The following is a 19,044-nucleotide window of genomic DNA, read 5'->3' as shown; positions in this document are numbered from 1 at the left end:
AAAAGCCGCCCCGAGTACCCTATTTCCGGCCCAGACCACCCAGCAACACGGCGATGGGGCGTTGCGGGCGGCGCAGCGGATCGGGTTTGCCCTGTGCGACCAGCGTCGGTTGCAGTTCGGCAGATGGTGCCGCGCTCGATACCGCAGTGGGTTCGTAAGGCTTGCTGAAGTCGAAGCCGTCCGCCGCGACGGACGACTTCTGCCGCGGGGAGCGCGTGCCGGCCGGCCCTTGGCTGCGCCCGGCACTGCTGCGCGGCGCACGCGGTGCCTCCTCGACCGGGGCAGAGGCTGGTCGCCGCGCGCGCGAGCGGCTGCCCGCCTCGAAGAACTCCGTTTCCGGATCAAAGCCGGGGACGAGTTCCTGGGGAATCTCGAGCTTGATCAGCTTCTGGATCTCGGCGAGCCGATGCTTTTCCTCCGCGCACACGAGCGAAATCGCGTTGCCCTGGTGGCCGGCGCGGCCGGTGCGGCCGATGCGGTGCACGTAGTCTTCGGCCGTGTGCGGCAGTTCGAAGTTGATCACGTACGGCAGTTCGTCGATGTCGATGCCGCGCGCCGCGACGTCGGTGGCCACCAGTACGCGCAGCTTGCCGCTCTTGAAGGCTTCGAGCGTCTCGGTGCGCTGCTGTTGCCCCTTGTCGCCGTGGATGGCATCGGCGGAGATGCCGTGGCGCTCGAGGAAGTGCGCGAGGCGGCCGCAGGCGAGCTTGGTGTCGACGAACACCAGTGCCTGGGTGTCGGGCTTGTGGCGCAGCAGATGGGCGAGCAGGTTGCGCTTCATGCCTGAGGACACCGGATGCACGACGTGGGTGATCGTTTCCGACACCATGTTGCGACGTGCCACCTCGATCAGCTGCGGGTTCTTCAGCATCTGGTCGGCGAGCTTCTTGATCTCGTCGGAGAAGGTGGCCGAGAACAGCAGGCTCTGGCGGTTGTCAGGCAGCAAGGCGAGGATGCGCTTGATGTCGGGGATGAAGCCCATGTCGAGCATGCGGTCGGCTTCGTCCAGTACCAGCACTTCGACCTGGGACAGATTGATCGACTTCTGTTCGACGTGATCGAGCAGGCGGCCCGGCGTAGCGATGACCACCTCGATGCCGCGGCGCAGTTCGGCCTGTTGCGGCTTGATGTCGACCCCGCCATAGACGCAGATCGAGCGCAGGGGCAGGTGCTTGCTGTAGGTCTTGACCGACTCGTAGACCTGCATCGCCAGCTCACGCGTGGGTGCGAGGATCAGTGCGCGCGTGGCATGGCGTGCCGGCGAGGTGCTGGTGTTGGCGTGGCGGGCGATGCGGTGCAGCAGCGGCAGCGTGAAGCCGGCCGTCTTGCCGGTGCCCGTCTGGGCGCCGCCCATGACGTCGTGACCAGCAATGACGGTGGGGATGGCCTGGCGCTGGATCGGCGTCGGCTCGGTATAGCCGGCGTCGGCGACGGCTTTAAGCAGTTCGGGAATGAGGCCGAGATCGGCGAAACTCATGGGTGCCTTTGGGGTGGGCGCGGTCGACAGCCGACCGCCGGATTGCGGAAAACCGGATTATACACAGCACGCAAAACCGTTACGGGACAGGGGCTTCGCATGCGCGGCTGCCCCCGCGATCGCCGTTCAGCGCTTCAGTGTCAGGAAGGCCGTGACCTCTTCGCGGTCGTGGTACAGATGCTTGATGCGCAGGTCGAAGGGGCCGACGCTGTTGAGCCGCTTGCGGATGAGCTCGCGGCATTGTTCCACCGCCTCGAGCCGCCGCTTCATCGGCAGCTTGAGGTTGAAGATGGTGTAGCGGCAACGTCCGGTGGCGATCCATTCGGCCATCAGCGAGGCGATGCGCGAGGGCTGCTCCACCATGTCACACACCATCCAGTCCACCGCGCGCTGCGGGCGCCAGGTGAAGCCGTCTGCCTTCAGGTGTTCGACCATCTCGGTCGCCATCACGGTGTCGCGCAGCGGGCCGTTGTCGATGGCCGTGACGCGCAGGCCGCGATGCACGAGCTGCCACGTCCAGCCGCCGGGGGCTGCGCCCAGGTCGACCGCGCGCTGGCCTGCGCGCAGGATGCTGTCGCGCTCGTTGTCCTCGAGCAGGGTCATGAAGGCTTCGGCCAGCTTCATCGTCGAGCGGCTGGGTGCATTCGAGGGCATGCGCAGGCGCGGGATGCCCATCGGCCAGGGCGCGCACTGCTCGGTCTGGCCAGCAGCCAGCCAGGCCGTGGTGGCGTCGGTGAACAGCACGTGCAGCACGGGCAGGCCGGTGCGGCTGCTGCGCAGGCAGCCCGCCTTTTCCAGTGCCTTGGTCAGCGGTTCGGTGAAGCGCTTGCAGAAGCCGGAGCGCTGCTTGGCTTCGTCCGTGTCCGGGGTCTCGAGCACAACGCTGCAGAAGCGCTGTCCCGAGGCCTTCACTGCCTCGACGATGGGGGTCGCGCGGTCGCGTTCGGGCAACTCCTCGATGCGCGCGAACCAGGGCAGCAACTGGCGGGCGAAGCAGGGGCGGCGCCAGTCCGTGGCGTTGCCGAAGCTACCGAGCGGCGTGGGTTCGAAAGTTTCGAAGACGACGTAGCCGGTATCGGGTTGGGCGCGCACGTAGCCGATCAGGCCGGCTTCGGCTGCGAGGTCGTCGAGCTCTCCGGCCAGTTCTTTCTCGAAGCCGGCGCGGCAATAGCCGATCAGGCCCGAGCTAAGCAGGCCGGCGGCGGGGGTGTGTTGATTCATCGGGGTGGGGCGCGTGGGCGCGATAGGATGGCAGGGCCCGGTTCGACGGGCGAGGCTGCCGATGATAAGCCGCCGCGACCGCGCAGGCGAGCGCGGATGTGTTCGTCAGCGTGTCGCGGGCTTGGGCGTTTCGTTGATTGCCGCGCCGTCGGCCTGCGTGGGCGCCGGCTTGCCCTCGCCGGGGACGAGCTTCGACGGCACGATGTCAAGCTTGTGTTCCATCATGTAGTCGTTCATGTCGCGCCATCCGGCGAAGACCGCGGCCTTGTCTGCGGAGCCGTTGAGGGTATAGCAGTCCTCCAGCGAGCGTCCTGCGTGGCGGCACGCGCCGCCGATGGCGCGCCCCTCGGCCTCCTTCGCCGCGGCCTGTCGAGCGGGGTTAGGCAGTTCGAGCAGGTCGGCGAGCATGTCGCAGCCGCCCAGCACGGGCAGCAGGGCAACGAGGACGATCGTGTGCAGCGACGGCAGGAAGGGCGTGGAGCGCATGGGGTCGGACCGGATGGAGCTTGTGTGGTTTAACGGCAGCGACACGGGGATCTTGAAGACTGCGTCGGCAGGAGGCGCAGTAACGCCGTACTCATGACGGATGTTACAACTGCGGCCTGTCAAGACAAGCCGTGCGCTCTATAATTCGCGCGATCAAGAATGGGCGTTCGCCCGACCTCCCTCATCAAGCGCCAACTCCATGAATATCAAGCGTTTCAAGACGGTCTTCGCATCCCTTGCCGGCCTTGCCGCCGTAGGCGTTCTGACCCCCCTTGCGCAGGCAAGCGCCGAACAGCAGATCCAGTTGTACCATCGTTTGCCCGAAACCAAGGCGATGGCGGTGAAGGATCTCGTCGAACGCTTCAATGCGCAGGCGAAGGGGGTCAAGGTCGTTCTGTCCGAGGCGGGCTGGCGCGAAGGTTCCCCCCACATGCTGATCCTCGAGGGCGACGACGAGGAAAGCTTCGTTGCCGGCAAGCCGCGCTACAAGCCGCTGCATGCGCTGATGAAGGATGCCAAGGTGCCGCTGCAGACCCTGCGTCCGCCTGCGATGATGACGCGCACCCCCGTCGATGCGAAAGGGCAGCTGCTCGCGCTGCCGGTAGGACTGTCCACCCCGGTGCTGTTTCTGAACCGCGATGCGCTGCGCAAGGCCGGCGTCAATCCCGATACCGCGCCGGTCGCGACCTGGTTCGAGCTCCAGGAAACGCTCGGCCGGCTCGCCGACGCCGGCCACAGCTGTCCCTACACCGTGGCCGAGCCGGGGCGCGTCATGGTCGAGAATCTCAGTGCATGGCACAACGAGCCGGTCGCGGCGGCGCGTGGCAAAACGGTCGCGCCTTCGTTCAACGGCATGTTCCAGGTCAAGCACGTGGCGATGATGGCAAGCTGGGCACGGGCGCGTTACCTGCACGTGTTCGATCACCGCAGCGAGGCCGAGCAGCGCTTTGCTGCGGGTGATTGCGCGGTCATTGCCGCCCCCTCCGAAAGCTGGGTCGATTTCCGCCGCTCGGGCAAGGTCGACGTCGCCGTGTCGCGCCTGCCGTATCACGAGGATTTCCCGGGCGCGCCGCAGAACACCGTGGCTGACGGCCCGGCGCTGTGGGCGGCCGCCGGCAAGAAGCCCGACGAGTACAAGGCGGTCGCGCGCTTCATCGCCTTCTGGCTGCAACCCGAGAACCAGGTGGCCTGGCAACGGGAAACGGGTTATCTGCCCTTGAACCGTGCCGGCATCCTGGCTTCGCGCAGCGAACTGCTCGGCGACGACCTCGACAATGTCCGCGTCGCGGTCGAACAGCTCACGAACAAGCCGGCGACGGCCGATTCGGGCGCCCAGCCCGTGGTCGAGCGCGAACGCGTGCGTCGCATTCTCGACGAGGAGCTCGCGGGCGTGTGGGCCGACAGCAAGGCCGCCAAGGAAGCGCTGGACAACGCGGTGGCGCGCGCGTCGGTCGGCAACTGACCCACCGCGGCAGGTGGGCGCGGCTTGACGGCGGTCGACGCCGGCGCCTACCATCCGCTCTTTTTCCGCCAGCGTGTCCGCCTTGTCCGTCAAGCAGCTTTTCGCGCCGATCGCCGCCGACATGCAGGCGGTGGATGCGGTCATTCGCAACCGCCTCTACTCCGACGTGGTGCTGATCCGTCAGGTGGCGGAATACATCATTCACAGCGGCGGCAAACGCCTGCGCCCCGCGCTCGTGCTGTTCACTGCGGGTGCAATGGGTTACAAGGGCACGCAGCATCACGAACTGGCAGCCGTGGTGGAGTTCATTCACACGGCGACGCTGCTGCACGACGACGTCGTCGACGAATCCGACCTGCGTCGCGGCAACAAGACCGCCAACGCCATGTTCGGCAACGCCGCTTCGGTGCTGGTCGGCGACTTCCTTTATTCCCGTGCGTTCCAGATGATGGTCGGCGTGGACAACATGCGCGTGATGCGTGTGCTGGCCGATGCGACCAATGTCATCGCCGAAGGCGAAGTGCTGCAGTTGCTCAACTGCCACAACGCCGACGTGGTCATCGACGACTACCTGCGCGTGATCCGCTACAAGACGGCCAAGCTGTTCGAGGCGGCATCGCGCTTGGGCGGCATCCTCGGTGGGGCGGACGAAGAACTCGAGAACCGCCTTGCGGCGTTCGGCATGCACCTCGGCACGGCGTTCCAGCTCATCGACGACGTGCTCGACTATTCTGCCGAGGAAGCCGACACCGGCAAGCACCTGGGCGACGATCTCGCCGAGGGCAAGCCCACGCTGCCGCTGATCCACGTCATGCAGCACGGCACGCCGGAGCAGGCTGCGCTGGTGCGTGGCGCCATCGAGAACGGTGGTCGTGACGATTTCGCCGCAGTGCTGGCGGCCATCCAGGCGACGGGGGCGCTGGACGAGACGCGCCGCCACGCCCAGGCGGAAGCGAAACTCGCGATCGACGCGATTTCGACTCTTCCCCCTTCCATTTTCAAAGATGCGCTGCTACAATTATCGGACTTTGCAGTTGCGCGAAATCACTGATATATTAGTGGGCTTCGCAAAGAAGTAAAAAGCGTCGGGGAATAGCTCAGCCTGGTAGAGCACTGCGTTCGGGACGCAGGGGCCGGAGGTTCGAATCCTCTTTCCCCGACCACCAATTCCCGTCAAAAAACCGCCTTCGTGGCGGTTTTTTGTTTTCCGTGCCCGGCTCTCCGCGGACGCGTATTCTGGCGGCGATGCGCAAGATCATCCACTGCGATTGCGATTGCTTCTACGCCTCGGTCGAGATGCGCGACGATCCCTCGCTGGTCGGGCGCCCGATTGCGGTCGGTGGGCGTGCGGAAACGCGCGGTGTCATCGCGACCTGCAACTACGAGGCGCGCGCGTTCGGTGTGCATTCGGCGATGTCTACCTCGCGTGCCCTGCAGTTGTGTCCACAGTTGGTGCTGTTGCCGCCGGATTTCGAGCGCTACCGTGTGGCGTCGCGTACGATCCTCGACATCTATCGCGACTACACGCCGCTGGTCGAGCCGCTGTCGCTCGACGAAGCCTACCTGGACGTGACGGGCGTGGATCGCTGCCAAGGGTCGGCGACCCTGATGGCGCAGGAGATCCGCGCGCGCATCCAGGCCGAGGTGGGTATCACGGCGTCGGCCGGCATTGCCCCCAACAAATTTGTCGCTAAGGTGGCCAGCGACTGGAACAAGCCCAACGGGCAATTCGTTGTGCGCCCGGACGAGGTTGACGCCTTCGTTGCCGCGCTGCCGGTGAAGAAGATCTTTGGCGTTGGCAAGGTCACGGCAGCGAAACTGCGTCGCCAGGGCGTGGAAACCTGCGCCGACCTGCGGGCTTGGAGTCTCGCCGAGTTGACGCAGGCCTTCGGCAGTTTTGGCGCGAGCCTGCACCGTCTGTGTCGCGGCATCGACGATCGACCGGTGAAACCGGACCGCATCCGTAAGTCCCTCTCGGTCGAGACGACCTACGCGAATGACCTGCCAGATCTGGCGGCCTGTCATGCGGCGCTGCCAGCCCTGATTGCCGAGTTTCGCGCTCGGTTCGGGCGGGCGCGCGAAACCCGGCCGGTACACAAGGCGGTGGTGAAGATCAAGTTCGCGGACTTCGTCCAGACGACGGCGGAGTGTGTGGCCGCAGCGCCTGACGATGGCGTGTGGCACGCGCTGCTCGAGGAGGCGCACGCCCGTCGGGGCAGGCCTGTGCGGCTGCTTGGAGTGGGCGTGCGCTTCGTCGAGCACGACGGCGGCGAGGGTGGGCAGGAGGCGCAGATTCCGCTGTTCGACGCCCTGCCGGGCGAAGCACGCGGCAAACCATAGCCGCGCGGCCCCGGTCGGCTCAGGCCATCGTCAGGCGTTCTTGCGCTTCTGCCACAGCACGTCGCCGCGGCCGCCGGCCCGGTTGAGCACGCGGCCGAGCACGAACAGCAGGTCGGACAGGCGATTAAGGTACTGGCGCGGGGCGTCATTGACCGCTTCTTCCAGCGCAAGCGCCACCAGCGCGCGTTCGGCGCGGCGGCAGACGGTGCGGGCGTGATGGGCATAGGCGGCGGCGCGGGTGCCGCCGGGCAGGATGAAGTCCTTCAGCGGCTCGAGGTCTTCGTTGAAGCGGTCGAGTTCGTTCTCGAGATGGGTCACCTGCTTGTCGGTGATCATGCTCATGCCCGGGATGCAGACTTCGCCGCCGAGGTCGAACAGGTCGTGCTGTACGTTCGTGAGCAGCGTGCGCACGTCCTCCGGCAGTTCTTCGCACAGCAGCAGGCCGATGATGGCGTTGGTCTCGTCGACCTCGCCCAGCGCGTGGATGCGCAGGCTGTTCTTGGAGACGCGCTTGCCGTCACCCAGTCCGGTGGTGCCGGCGTCGCCGGTGCGGGTGTAGATCTTCGAGAGGCGATTACCCATGGTGTGCTCATGTCCCGTTCGTTGGTTGACGTGAACGTCAATTATAGGCGAAGCCCGTGATGGCGCGGGGCGGCAAATGGCGTGCTTAAGCTCATGATAAACTTGCGCATTCGCCTGCAGCGCGGGCCTATCGTCCAGAAAACACGCAAACTTCCATGAAATCCGCCGAAATCCGCGACGCCTTCCTCAAGTTCTTCGAGTCCAAGGGTCACCAGATCGTTGCCTCCAGCTCGCTGGTGCCGCACGAGGACCCGACGCTGCTGTTCACCAACGCCGGGATGAACCAGTTCAAGGATGTGTTCCTCGGCTTCGACAAGCGGCCCTACACCCGCGCCACCACCTCGCAGAAGTGCGTGCGCGCCGGCGGCAAGCACAATGACCTCGAGAACGTCGGCTACACCGCGCGCCACCACACCTTCTTCGAGATGCTGGGCAACTTCAGCTTCGGCGACTACTTCAAGCGCGATGCCATCTCCTACGCCTGGGAGCTGCTGACCGAGGTCTTCAAGCTGCCCAAAGACAAGCTGTGGGTCACGGTGTATGCCGAGGACGACGAGGCCTACGACATCTGGACCAAGGAGGTCGGCGTGCCGGCGGAGCGCGTGATACGCATCGGCGACAACAAGGGTGCGCGCTATGCCTCGGACAATTTCTGGATGATGGGCGACACCGGGCCCTGCGGCCCGTGCACCGAGATCTTCTACGACCACGGCGAGCACATCTGGGGCGGCCCGCCGGGATCGCCCGAGGAGGACGGCGACCGCTACATCGAGATCTGGAACAACGTGTTCATGCAGTTCAACCGCGACGAGCAGGGCGTGATGCATCCGCTGCCCAAGCCCTCGGTGGACACCGGCATGGGCCTGGAGCGCATCTCGGCGGTGCTGCAGGGCGTGCACGCCAACTACGAGATCGACCTGTTCCAGGCGCTGATCAAGGCCGCCGCGCGTGAGACCTCCGGCGCCGACATGGATTCGCCCTCGCTGAAGGTTCTGGCCGACCACATCCGTGCCTGTTCCTTCCTCATCGCCGACGGCGTGATTCCGGGCAACGAAGGCCGCGGCTACGTGCTGCGCCGCATCATCCGCCGCGCCATCCGCCACGGCTACAAGCTCGGCGCGCGCGCCGCCTTCTTCCACAAGATGGTGCCAGACCTCGTCGGCGAGATGGGCAGCGCCTATCCCGAACTGAAGGACGGTGAGCGCCGCATCATGGACGTGCTGCGCCAGGAAGAAGAGCGCTTCTTCGCCACCATCGAGAACGGCATGGCGATCGTCGAGACCGAACTGGCGGCGATGGAGGCGGCGGGCAAGAAGGTCTTCGACGGCGACACCGCTTTCAAACTGCACGACACCTACGGCTTCCCGCTCGACCTCACCGCCGACATCTGCCGTGAGCGCGACGTGACCGTTGATGCCGTTGCCTTCGACGCCGCGATGGCGCGACAGAAGGAGCAGGCACGTGCCGCCGGCAAGTTCAAGATGGCGGCCAACCTGGACTACGACGGCCCTGAGACCACCTTCCACGGCTACACGCTGCTCGAAGAGAAGGGCAACATTCTTGCGCTGTACAAGGATGGCGCACTGGTCAACGAACTGCTCGAGGGCGAGATGGGCGTGGTCGTACTCGACCACACGCCGTTCTATGCCGAGTCCGGCGGCCAGGTCGGCGACCGCGGCGAGTTGCGTGGCGCCGCCGGCATCTTCGGCGTGGAGGATACGCAGAAGATCCAGGCTGCGGTGTTCGGCCATCATGGCGTGGTGCGCACAGGCAAGCTGGCGGTGGGCCAGGGCGTGCTCGCCCGGGTGGATGTCGCTGCCCGTGCCGCCACTGCGCGCAATCACTCGGTCACCCACATCATGCACAAGGCCTTGCGCGAGGTGCTCGGCGCGCATGTCCAGCAGAAGGGCTCGCTGGTCGATCCGGACAAGACCCGCTTCGACTTCGCCCACACCGCGCCGATGACGGCCGAGGAAATCCGCGAGGTCGAGGAGATCGTCAATCGCGAGATCCTGGCCAACAGCGCGACCAACGCCGAAGTCATGGCGCTGGAGGCGGCGCAGAAGTCCGGCGCAATGATGCTGTTCGGCGAGAAGTACGCCGACGAGGTGCGCGTGCTATCGATCGGCACGTCGAAGGAGCTGTGCGGGGGCACCCACGTCGCGCGCACCGGCGATATCGGTCTGTTCAAGATCGTCGCCGAGGGCGGCGTTGCCGCCGGCATCCGCCGCGTCGAGGCGATCACCGGCGAGAACGCGCTGCGCTACGCCCAGGAGCAGGAGCGCCGCGTGCAGGGCATGTCGGCGCTGCTCAAGGTGCAGCCCGACGAGGTCGCCGAGCGCGTCGCCGGCATCCTCGACAATGTGCGTGCGCTGGAGAAGGAACTCGCCCGCCTCAAGGGCAAGCTCGCCGCCAGCCAGGGTGACGAGCTTGTGAACCAGGCGGTCGAGGTCAACGGCGTCAAGGTCCTCGCCGCGACGCTGGAAGGCGCCGACGTGCCTACCCTGCGCGACACCATGGACAAGCTCAAGGACAAGCTCAAGTCGGCGGCAATCGTGCTGGCCGCGGTGGGCGATGGCAAAGTCAGCCTGATCGCTGGCGTCACTGCCGACCAGACCGGCAAGGTCAAGGCTGGCGAACTGGTCAACTTCGTCGCCCAGCAGGTCGGCGGCAAGGGTGGCGGTCGGCCGGACATGGCGCAGGCTGGCGGTACGCAACCGGAGAACCTGCCGGCAGCGCTGGCGGCAGTGCAGGGCTGGGTGGCCGCGAAGCTCTGATCGGGAGATCCCGCTTCAAACAAAAAAGCCGCGGTCACCCGCGGCTTTTTTGTTTCAAAGGTCTGGTCAGCTCAAACCGATTCGGCATCCAATTCGCGGTCGAACTCGTAGATCAGGTCGTCCGCCAGGTCGTCCAGTTCGGCAAGCGTCAGACTGAGGTAATGCGCCACCGGCGCCCGCGCCTTGCTCCAGTCGGTGTCGTTGCGCGTGCGCAGATGCGTACTGGCCACGTGTTCGCCGATCGCATTGATCGCTACCAGCGTACGGGTGGCGTCGCCCAGGTCGTTGTGGCCGTCGAAGATCGAGTAGTCGTGGTGGCACAGAATGCCGAGACTGACCGCGTCGTTCAGGCCCCATGTGCGGGCCAGGAAGTAGCCGATGATGGCGTGGTTGGTACCGAAGGCCTCGTCCTCGACGGCGGTGAACCAGCCTTCGGTGCAGGTGTTTGCGCGAGCCAGCACGGCCTTGTAGCCGTCGAAGCGCTGGATCAGCAGCGGGATGCCGCAGTCGTGGAACAGGCCGAAGGTGTAGGCCGTTTCCGGACGCGCCGTGCCCGTGCTGCGGGCCAGCCGCGCATTGGCTGCGGCGGTGATGCGCGAATTGTCCCAGAAGCGTTCGAGCGACACGTCCTCGACGGCAATTGCGCTGCGCAGCAAAGCTTCCTGTACGAGGTTCGTTACGGTGCCGAAGCCAAGCAGGCGGGCCGCATCGGCCACCGAGGCTATCCGCTTGCCGCGGCTGAACAGGGGGGAGTTGGCGGAACGCACGACCAGTGAGGCAATGCCCACGTCCTCGCCGATGAGGGCCGCGATGCGGCGGTCGCTCGCATCCGGGCTGTTCAGCTCGTCCATGATCTGGACGAGCACCGCCGGGCAGGCTGGAATATTCACGCCCTTGAGTGCGTGTTCGAGCGCCCCGAGATCGAGGCCGTTCTTCTTGTACGACATTTTTCTTGTTTTTCCCTCGCCACACAGAGCGCTCATGATGAAGCCCCGCGGGGTGGCCGACAAGCCTTGTCACGGTGCACTGCGGAAATATTCCTCGGTGGCGGGCGTCGTCCGCGATAACGAGCAATCATGCGCCGCTGTGGGCATTCAGAAAGGCAGATCCAGCCCGGGCCATAAGCCGTCGATCGCAGTGCGGAAGGCGGACTGGATTCGCGCCAATGCGGCGGCGTCGTCCGCCTCGAAGCGCAGCACGACAACGGGCGTGGTGTTGGACGGACGGGCCAGGCCGAAGCCGTCGGCGTACTCGACGCGCACGCCATCGAGGGTGATCACGTCCTGAGCACCGTCGAACTTGGCGGATGCCTTCAGGCGCTTCACCAGCTCGAAGGGCTCGCCTTCGTTCATCTTGAGGTTCAGCTCCGGCGTGCTGACGGCGTTGGGCAGCGCCTTCAGTGCGGCGTTGGCGTCCGGGCGGACGGACAGGATCTCGAGCAGGCGGGCGCCCGAGTACAGGCCGTCGTCGAAACCGAACCAGCGCTCCTTGAAGAACATGTGGCCGCTCATCTCGCCGGCGAGCGGGGCGCCGGTCTCCTTGAGCTTGGCCTTCACCAGCGCGTGACCGGTGTTCCACATGGTCGGCTTGCCGCCGCGCGCACGGATCCACGGCGCCAGATTGCGCGTGCATTTGACGTCGAAGATGATCTCGCCGCCCGGCACGCGCGCCAGCACGTCTTCGGCGAACAGCATCAGCTGGCGGTCGGGGTAGATGATCTCGCCGTCCTTCGTCACCACACCGAGACGGTCGCCGTCGCCATCGAAGGCCAGTCCCAGCTCGGCGTCGGTGTCGCGCAGTGCGCGGATCACGTCCTGCAGGTTCTCGGGTTTGGACGGGTCGGGGTGGTGGTTGGGAAAGCTGCCGTCGACGTCGCAGAACAGCTCCACGACTTCGCAGCCGAGGCGGCGGAAGAGTTCGGGAGCGATGCCGCCGGCGACGCCGTTGCCGCAGTCGACGACGATCTTCATCGGGCGCGCGAGCTTCACGTCGCTGGCAATGCGGTCGATGTAGGCGGCGCGTACGTCTGCGGTGCGCAGCTCGCCCGCGCCATTCGCGAGGTCGTCCTCCGCGATGCGGCGGCGCAGGTCCCGGATCATGTCGCCGAACAGGGTCTGGCCGCCCAGTACCATCTTGAGGCCGTTGTAGTCGGGCGGGTTGTGGCTGCCGGTGACGGACACGCAGGAGTCGCAGCCGAGTTCGTGCGCGGCGAAATACGTGAGCGGCGTCGGCACGCAGCCGATGTCGATGACGTCAACGCCCGCGGCACGGATGCCGTCCGCCAGTGCGGTGGCAAGTGCAGGGCCCGACAGGCGTCCGTCACGCCCCACGGCGATTGCGGCCTGCTTTCGCGCCCGGGCCTCGGAACCCAGTGCATGGCCGATTGCGCGGACGGCATCGGGCGTCAGGACGGTATCGACGATGCCGCGGATGTCGTAGGCCTTGAAGATCTCGGGGGCGGGCGAGGCGTGGCGTGGTGTGCTCATCGGGTGGCTGCTTGGCGGAAACCAAAAGCGCGATTCTATGCCGGGCGGCGGTCATCCGTTCGCGTGCCATGTTTCACGCGACACTTTTCGTGCCGAGGAAGCAGGTCGCCCGATGTTCAGCGCAAGGTGTCGAAGTGGGCGAGCAGGCGCTGGCCCAGCCAGTCCTGCACTCCTGGCCAGTTGCCGCCGAGGAAGCCGACGTGACCGCCGCCCCTTGGGTATTCGAACGTGACCGTTGCGGGCAGGGCGTGCGGGTCGGGCAGGGCGTCGGCGGGGACGAAGGGGTCGTTGGCTGCGTTCAGAACCAAGGTCGGGCAGCGGATGGCGCTCAGCCACGGCCGCGCCGAGGCCCGGCGCCAGTAGTCGCCGACACCTGCAAAACCGTGCGCAGGCGCGGTGTAGGCGTCGTCGAAGGTCTCGAGCGTGCGGGCCTGGGCGATGCGGGGGGCGTCGAAACGGCCGGGGTGGTCTCCGCACTTCGCCAGGGCCTTGTGCTTGAGCGTCGCCAGGAAGTGCCGGGCATAGACGAGGTTGAAGCCGCGCCCGAGTGCCGCGCCGGAGATGCTCAGGTCGAGGGGCGCGCAGACGCTGGCTGCAGCGGTGACGAGGGATGCTGCCTCATGTTCGCGCTCGCCCAACCATTTCAACAAGGCGTTGCCGCCGAGCGATACGCCCGTGACGAACAGTGCGGCGCCATTCGCGGTGACAAGGAGTCGGCGCAGGATCCAGTCGATTTCGTCGCTATCGCCCGAGTGATAGGCGCGTGCAAAGCGGTTCGGGCTGCCCGCGCAGCCGCGGAAATGCACCACCACGCCGTTCCAGCCACGCGCCGTCACGGCGTTCATCAGCGTACGCGCGTAGTGCGAACGGCTCGAGCCTTCGAGACCATGGAACAGGACGACGAGTGGCGCCCGCGGCTCGCCCGCCCGAAGCCAGTCGAGTTCGATGAAGTCGCCGTCCGGCGTGTCCCAGCGCTCGCGTCGGTAGTGTGGCAGCGGGCCCTTGCGTGCGACCGGCCAGATGGTCTGCACATGGCCGCCGGGTAGCCACCACGGAGCGCGATACGCGGCGACGCGAGTCATCCGTCAGTGCACCACGCGCGGTGACAGGTCGCCGAAGTCGGCCGCATCGGGCACTGGAGAGGCATGGTGCATGACCATCCGCCAGCCCAGCGCGCCACGGACGTAGACATTGGTCGCGGCGATCAGCGGCGAGCGTGCCGTGGCGCCCGCAACGCGAATGTGCTCGAACACGCTGTGGATGGCCACCATCGGATTGCCGCTGATCACGGCCTCGCTGATGTCGACCTGAAGCCGCGCGCCGCCGGCCAGCATCTGGCGCCAGGTCTCGCGCACCGCCTGCAGGCCGACGATGCGGGGACCGCCCGGGTGGATGCAGGCGACTTCGTCATCCTCGGACCACACCGACATCATCGCGTCGAGGTCGGCACGCGCGAGCGCGTCGTAGAACGCCGCTTCGGCATCGGCTGCGGAGGTGTAGATCGGTTTCTTGATGCTCATGGCCGGGCTGGAAAGGACCGGGGGCCGAATACCGCGGTATTGGCCCCCGTGTTGGTCGCTTGTAAGAGATCGGTAGGTTTCGCCCCGCCGCTCAGTGGTGTCCCTTCGGGCGCTCGCCGGTGAAGACGTAGTGCGCGCTGCAATACGGGCATACGGCTTCGCCCGTCTTCAGCACGTCGAGGAACACGCGCGGGTGGCGTGCCCACAGCGGCGCGCCCGGCGGCGGGCAGTGCAGCGGCAGGTCCTTGGCGCTGATGGCGACGGCCTGGGTCTTGTCGGTGTTCTCAACCATGACGCAAATCCTCTGGACGGGAAATCAGACGTAGGCGAGCCAGTGCTCGTATTCCGGGGCGCGGCCATTGACCACGTCGAAGAAGCGGGCCTGGAGCTTGGTCGTGACCGGACCGCGCTTGCCTTCGCCGATGGTGCGGTCGTCGAGTTCGCGGATCGGGGTGACTTCGGCTGCGGTGCCGGTGAAGAAGGCTTCGTCTGCCAGGTAGATGTCGTCGCGGGTGAGGCGCTTGGATTGCACCTCCAGGCCGAATTCGCGCGCGATGGTGATGATCGAGTCGCGCGTGATGCCGGTCAGCGCCGAGGCGATCTCGGGTTCGTAGATCTTGCCGTCCTTGATGATGAACAGGTTCTCGCCCGCACCTTCGGCGACGAAGCCCTGGTTGTCGAGCAGCAGCGCCTCGTCATAGCCCATCTTGGTGACTTCGAGGTTGGCGAGGATGGAGTTCGGGTAGGTTGCGGCCAGTTTGGCACGCGGCATCGTCGAGTTGACGTGGTGGCGCGTGTAGGACGAGGTCTTGACGCGGATGCCCTTCTCCAGGCCTTCCTCGCCCAGGTAGGCGCCCCACGGCCAGGCGGCGATGGCGACATGCACCGTGGAACCGCGGGTGGAGATGCCCATCTTTTCCGAGCCGTAGAAGGCCAGCGGACGCAGGTAGCAGGACTCGAGCTTGTTGGCGCGCACGACCTCCTTCTGCGCTTCCATGAGTTCATCCTTGGAGTAGGGGATGTCCATCATGTAGATCTTGCCGGAGTTGATCAGGCGCTGGGTGTGCTCGGCGAGGCGGAAGATCGCCGTGCCCTTGGCGGTGTTGTACGCGCGGACACCTTCGAAGACGGCCAGACCGTAGTGCAGCGAATGGGTCAGCACGTGCGTGGTCGCTTCGCGCCACGGAACGAGCTTGCCGTCTTGCCAGATGAAACCGTCGCGATCAGCCATGGACATGATTGGGTTCTCCACCTCAGGAAGTTGATTCGGCAGCCCGCGTCCGGCGGGCGTAACCTGCGGATTCTAGCGCAAAGGCGGGGGTCTGCGAGCGCTGCTTTGCCGCCGCGTAAGCCTTGCTGCGGTGGGGAAAGGTACCGTGGCGCGCTAGAATGCCGGGCTGAAATCAAAGGAGTGCGAAGTGAGCGATCGCGAGTGGAAGCCCAACGTCACCGTCGCTGCCGTCATCGAGCGGGATGGCCGCTTTCTGCTGGTCGAGGAACACACGCCCGAAGGCTTGCGCTTCAATCAGCCGGCCGGCCATCTCGAGCCCGGGGAATCCCTGCTCGAAGCGGCGGCGCGCGAGGCGCTCGAGGAGACCGCGCAGCGTTTCGTGCCTGAATACCTGGTCGGCATCTACCAGTGGACGCGGCCGCAGGGCGACATCACCTACCTGCGTTTCGCCTACGGTGGCCGCATCGAGGGGGATGAGCCGGGCCGCAAGCTCGACGACGGCATCGTCCGTGCGGTGTGGATGACGATCGACGAGGTGCGTGCGACGGCCGGTCGCCATCGCAGCCCGCTGATCCTGCAATGCATCGAGGACTGGCTTGCCGGGCAGCGTCACCCCTTGTCGCTGGTGCGCCACTACTGATCCCGTGGAGCGATGATTCGTCTGTTACTGGCCGTGCTGCTCGGTACGCCGCTGCTTGCGCAGGCGATGACGCTGCGTGACGATGCGGCCAATACGGACGAGGGCCGGGTCAGCATCTGCTACAACTACGGCTGCAAGCAGCAGGAAGATGTGAGATACCCGGCCAGCACGCTGGACCGGCTCGGGCGCCGCCTTGCGGCCGCGCGCAGTGCCGCCGAGGAGCGCGCGCTGATCGCCGAGGCGCTGGGGCGGCTGTACCGGGTGGCCGCCACGCAGACCCCCGTCGGTGCGGATCGCAGCGGCAACTTTCTCGATGCGGGCGCAGATGGGCGAATGGACTGCATCGACCACTCGACCTCGACCACACGCCTGCTGCAGTTGCTCGAAGCGCGCGGGGGGTTGCGTTTCCACCGCGTGGTGGAAACCGCGCGGCGCACAAGCGTGATCTTCCAGCACTTCAGCGCGGTGATCGAGGAACTGTCGCTGGCCGAACGCCTCGAGCGTCTGCCGCCGGGCGAGGCGCTGGCCGGGTGCAACTGCACCGAGGACGGACTGGTGATTGAAGGGCCGGACGGCGCGGACGTTGCCCGGCCCGGCGAACGGTATGCGGTCGACAGCTGGTTTGTCGACAATGGCGAGCCGGCGGTCGTGCTGCCGCTTGCGGAATGGCTCAATGGAGGTGGACCGAATGTCCAGTAAGTACGGGATTCAGGAAGGAAACGGCATGAAGGTCGTGGTCGGCATGTCCGGCGGCGTGGACTCCTCGGTGACGGCGCTGTTGCTCAAGCAGCAGGGCTATGAGGTTACCGGCCTGTTCATGAAGAACTGGGAGGACGACGACGATTCGGACTACTGTTCGACGCGTCAGGATCTGGTTGATGTCGCCTCGGTGTGCGACGTCGTCGGCATCGACCTCGAAGTGGTGAATTTCAGCGCCGAGTACAAGGATCGCGTGTTCGCCGATTTCCTGCGCGAGTACGAGGCCGGCCGCACGCCGAATCCGGACATCCTGTGCAACTCCGAGATCAAGTTCCGCTGTTTTCTCGACCATGCCATGCAGCTCGGCGCCGAGCGCATCGCCACCGGTCATTACGCCCAGGTGCGGGAATGGACCAATGACGGTCGTACCGAATACCAGTTGCTGAAGGCCGAGGACGGCACCAAGGACCAGAGCTACTTCCTCTATCGCCTCAACCAGGCACAACTGGCGAAGACGATGTTCCCGCTCGGCGCGCTGTACAAGCGAGAGGTTCGCCGGATCGCCGAGCAGGCCGGCCTGCACGTAGCGGCCAAGAAGGACTCGACGGGGATCTGCTTCATCGGCGAGCGTCCGTTCCGCGAGTTCCTGATGCGCTACCTGCCGACGAAGCCGGGCGAGATCCGCTCCCTCGACGACGAGCGCGTGCTGGGCGAGCATCAGGGCCTGATGTATCACACCATCGGCCAGCGCAAGGGCCTGCACATCGGCGGCCTCAAGGGCAACCAGGACGAGGCGGGTGAACACGACGCCTGGTACGTGGCGAAGAAGGACATCAAGGCCAATGTGCTGTACGTGGTCCAGGGCCACGACCACCCGGCCCTGTTGCGCGACCGTCTGGTGGCGACCGACCTCAACTGGATCGCGGGCCGCGACCCGCACACCAACTGGGTATATACGGCCAAGCCGCGCTATCGCACGCCCGACCAGCCGTGCGAGATCGACCGCATCGCGGACGGCAGGGCCGAGATCGCCTTCGCCCAGCCGCAATGGGCGCTCACGCCGGGGCAGAGCGTCGTGGTCTACGAGTCCAAGGTCTGCCTGGGCGGAGGCGTCATCGTCTGAGCCCCGCCGGCAAGCCGGTCATCTGTTAGTAGGGCAGCGGGCCGGCCAGCGGGGGCTGGCCCTGCATGCGGGCGCGGGCGGCGAAGGTTTCCATGCGCTCGATGAACTCGCGCGTGCTCTTGGGCATAGGCACGCGAGCGCGCGTGATGAAGGTGACGAGGTCGCGCCCCTGCAGCAGCAGGCGCTGGCCGTCGGTGGCGAGCTGCTGGTCCGCGGCATTCACGCTGTGCGACAGCTGCGGTGCAAAGGCCGCGAGCTCCTCGGACGCGACGACGAAGTCCGACCACACGTCGAAGATGTCCGGATCGGTGCGAAGGGTCTCGCACTTGACCTTGGCAGCTGTCGTGAAATGGGCGATCAGGCGCTGGATGCCGTCGTACATCGGAATGGCCCCGAGGGTCGAGGACATGACGGCGCCCAGTCGGTCGATGTCGCGCAGTGTCTGGGCGATCTTGATGTAGCGGCTGTCGTAGAAGGCCTCGACCGGAATGGAAAAGGCGCGGAAGGGCTCGCCCCACAATTCGTCGATGCCTTCCTCACCGCTGCGGTGCAGGACCAGGCGCCCGAGGTTGAGCGCCTCCTGCAGGCAGAAGCCACACTCGCGCATCAGCGCATTGTCGGTGTCGATCTCGATGCCCAGTTCCTGCAGCTCGACCAGTTTGGTGAAGATGTCGGTGGCGCGGTTGAACAGCGCGCCGGCCAGCATGGCGCCCTTGACCCGTTTGCGCGCCGGGTCCTGTTCGGCCTCGTAAGCGCGCCGCGTGTCTTCCAGACGTTTGCCGGGAATGTTGATGCCGTGCTCGACGTGGTTGAAGAGGCGGCGCGTCAGCGCCTGGATCAGCTGCTTCTTCGCCTTCAGCGAATCCGCTGGTGGGTCATAGACCTTGATCCAGTATCCGTCGTAATACACGCGACGCACGCCGTCGATGACGGCCACCGTCCCCTCGGCGATGGGCGGGTTCATGTCCGTCTCGACTTTCATTGCGTCCGGAGCCGTATC

Annotated in this window: 18 protein-coding genes and 1 tRNA gene; 8 read left to right on the top strand and 11 right to left on the bottom strand. The window is 66.0% G+C overall.

The window, feature by feature from the left end; genetic code table 11:
- Positions 1–19 precede the first annotated feature (19 nt).
- The 3 genes from CGK74_RS15735 to CGK74_RS15725 form a co-directional block, all read right to left on the bottom strand.
- The gene (locus CGK74_RS15735; protein ID WP_094269375.1) at positions 20–1,477 is read right to left on the bottom strand and encodes a DEAD/DEAH box helicase; all 1,458 of its coding nucleotides are present in this window, start codon (positions 1,475–1,477) and stop codon (positions 20–22) included.
- A 126-nt stretch (positions 1,478–1,603) separates the two neighbouring features.
- A complete protein-coding gene (gene rlmM, locus CGK74_RS15730; protein WP_094269374.1) occupies positions 1,604–2,698 on the bottom strand; it encodes a 23S rRNA (cytidine(2498)-2'-O)-methyltransferase RlmM in 1,095 nt (364 codons plus the stop codon).
- A gap of 105 nt (positions 2,699–2,803) precedes the next feature.
- A complete protein-coding gene (locus CGK74_RS15725) occupies positions 2,804–3,184 on the bottom strand; it encodes a hypothetical protein (RefSeq protein WP_094269373.1) in 381 nt (126 codons plus the stop codon).
- Between the two features lie 199 nt (positions 3,185–3,383).
- On the opposite strand from CGK74_RS15725, the gene CGK74_RS15720 reads away from it, so the two are divergent.
- From CGK74_RS15720 to dinB, 4 genes are all read left to right on the top strand, one after another.
- Positions 3,384–4,646, top strand: a complete 1,263-nt coding sequence (locus CGK74_RS15720; RefSeq protein WP_094269372.1) for an extracellular solute-binding protein — start codon at positions 3,384–3,386, stop codon at positions 4,644–4,646.
- 82 nt (positions 4,647–4,728) lie between these two features.
- The gene (gene ispB / locus CGK74_RS15715; protein WP_094269464.1) at positions 4,729–5,697 is read left to right on the top strand and encodes an octaprenyl diphosphate synthase; all 969 of its coding nucleotides are present in this window, start codon (positions 4,729–4,731) and stop codon (positions 5,695–5,697) included.
- 35 nt (positions 5,698–5,732) lie between these two features.
- Positions 5,733–5,809, top strand: a tRNA-Pro gene (locus tag CGK74_RS15710).
- Positions 5,810–5,891: 82 nt separating this feature from the next.
- The gene (gene dinB, locus CGK74_RS15705) at positions 5,892–6,986 is read left to right on the top strand and encodes a DNA polymerase IV (RefSeq protein ID WP_094269371.1); all 1,095 of its coding nucleotides are present in this window, start codon (positions 5,892–5,894) and stop codon (positions 6,984–6,986) included.
- Positions 6,987–7,016: 30 nt separating this feature from the next.
- Here dinB and CGK74_RS15700 read toward each other — a convergent pair whose 3' ends face one another.
- On the bottom strand, positions 7,017–7,568 hold the full coding sequence (locus CGK74_RS15700; RefSeq protein ID WP_094269370.1) for a cob(I)yrinic acid a,c-diamide adenosyltransferase: 552 nt from the start codon (positions 7,566–7,568) through the stop codon (positions 7,017–7,019).
- Between the two features lie 155 nt (positions 7,569–7,723).
- On the opposite strand from CGK74_RS15700, the gene alaS reads away from it, so the two are divergent.
- Positions 7,724–10,345: an alanine--tRNA ligase gene (gene alaS / locus CGK74_RS15695; protein WP_094269369.1), complete on the top strand. Its 2,622-nt coding sequence runs from the start codon at positions 7,724–7,726 to the stop codon at positions 10,343–10,345.
- Positions 10,346–10,416: 71 nt separating this feature from the next.
- Here the strand turns inward: alaS and CGK74_RS15690 are convergent, their stop codons facing one another.
- The 6 genes from CGK74_RS15690 to CGK74_RS15665 form a co-directional block, all read right to left on the bottom strand.
- Positions 10,417–11,292, bottom strand: coding sequence for an HDOD domain-containing protein (locus CGK74_RS15690; RefSeq protein ID WP_094269368.1), 876 nt, complete (start codon positions 11,290–11,292; stop codon positions 10,417–10,419).
- Positions 11,293–11,439: 147 nt separating this feature from the next.
- Positions 11,440–12,831, bottom strand: coding sequence for a phosphomannomutase/phosphoglucomutase (locus CGK74_RS15685; RefSeq protein WP_094269367.1), 1,392 nt, complete (start codon positions 12,829–12,831; stop codon positions 11,440–11,442).
- A gap of 116 nt (positions 12,832–12,947) precedes the next feature.
- Positions 12,948–13,913: a YheT family hydrolase gene (locus CGK74_RS15680; RefSeq protein WP_094269366.1), complete on the bottom strand. Its 966-nt coding sequence runs from the start codon at positions 13,911–13,913 to the stop codon at positions 12,948–12,950.
- A 3-nt stretch (positions 13,914–13,916) separates the two neighbouring features.
- Positions 13,917–14,351 (bottom strand): YybH family protein, encoded by a 435-nt coding sequence (locus CGK74_RS15675; protein WP_240498755.1) that lies wholly within the window; start codon positions 14,349–14,351, stop codon positions 13,917–13,919.
- A 91-nt stretch (positions 14,352–14,442) separates the two neighbouring features.
- Complete coding sequence (locus tag CGK74_RS15670; protein WP_004258980.1) at positions 14,443–14,643, bottom strand: zinc-finger domain-containing protein; 201 nt, start codon at positions 14,641–14,643, stop codon at positions 14,443–14,445.
- A gap of 24 nt (positions 14,644–14,667) precedes the next feature.
- A complete protein-coding gene (locus CGK74_RS15665) occupies positions 14,668–15,588 on the bottom strand; it encodes a branched-chain amino acid transaminase (protein WP_094269365.1) in 921 nt (306 codons plus the stop codon).
- 181 nt (positions 15,589–15,769) lie between these two features.
- Between CGK74_RS15665 and CGK74_RS15660 the strand changes: the two genes are divergently transcribed.
- From CGK74_RS15660 to mnmA, 3 genes are read left to right on the top strand one after another with little or no spacing between them, the layout of a single operon-like run.
- Complete coding sequence (locus tag CGK74_RS15660) at positions 15,770–16,222, top strand: NUDIX hydrolase (RefSeq protein ID WP_094269364.1); 453 nt, start codon at positions 15,770–15,772, stop codon at positions 16,220–16,222.
- A 12-nt stretch (positions 16,223–16,234) separates the two neighbouring features.
- Positions 16,235–16,921 (top strand): hypothetical protein, encoded by a 687-nt coding sequence (locus CGK74_RS15655; RefSeq protein WP_206186273.1) that lies wholly within the window; start codon positions 16,235–16,237, stop codon positions 16,919–16,921.
- The gene (gene mnmA, locus CGK74_RS15650; RefSeq protein ID WP_133091910.1) at positions 16,911–18,044 is read left to right on the top strand and encodes a tRNA 2-thiouridine(34) synthase MnmA; all 1,134 of its coding nucleotides are present in this window, start codon (positions 16,911–16,913) and stop codon (positions 18,042–18,044) included. Before CGK74_RS15655 ends, mnmA begins: the two co-directional genes overlap by 11 nt.
- A gap of 25 nt (positions 18,045–18,069) precedes the next feature.
- Here the strand turns inward: mnmA and CGK74_RS15645 are convergent, their stop codons facing one another.
- Positions 18,070–19,008, bottom strand: a complete 939-nt coding sequence (locus CGK74_RS15645) for a hypothetical protein (RefSeq protein WP_094269461.1) — start codon at positions 19,006–19,008, stop codon at positions 18,070–18,072.
- Between the last annotated feature and the right edge of the window lie 36 nt (positions 19,009–19,044).

The organism is Thauera propionica (assembly GCF_002245655.1).
GTDB classification, from domain to species: Bacteria; Pseudomonadota; Gammaproteobacteria; order Burkholderiales; family Rhodocyclaceae; genus Thauera; species Thauera propionica.
The sequence above is the reverse complement of the archived record's forward strand: the minus strand, read 5'-3'. Positions and strand labels throughout refer to the sequence as shown.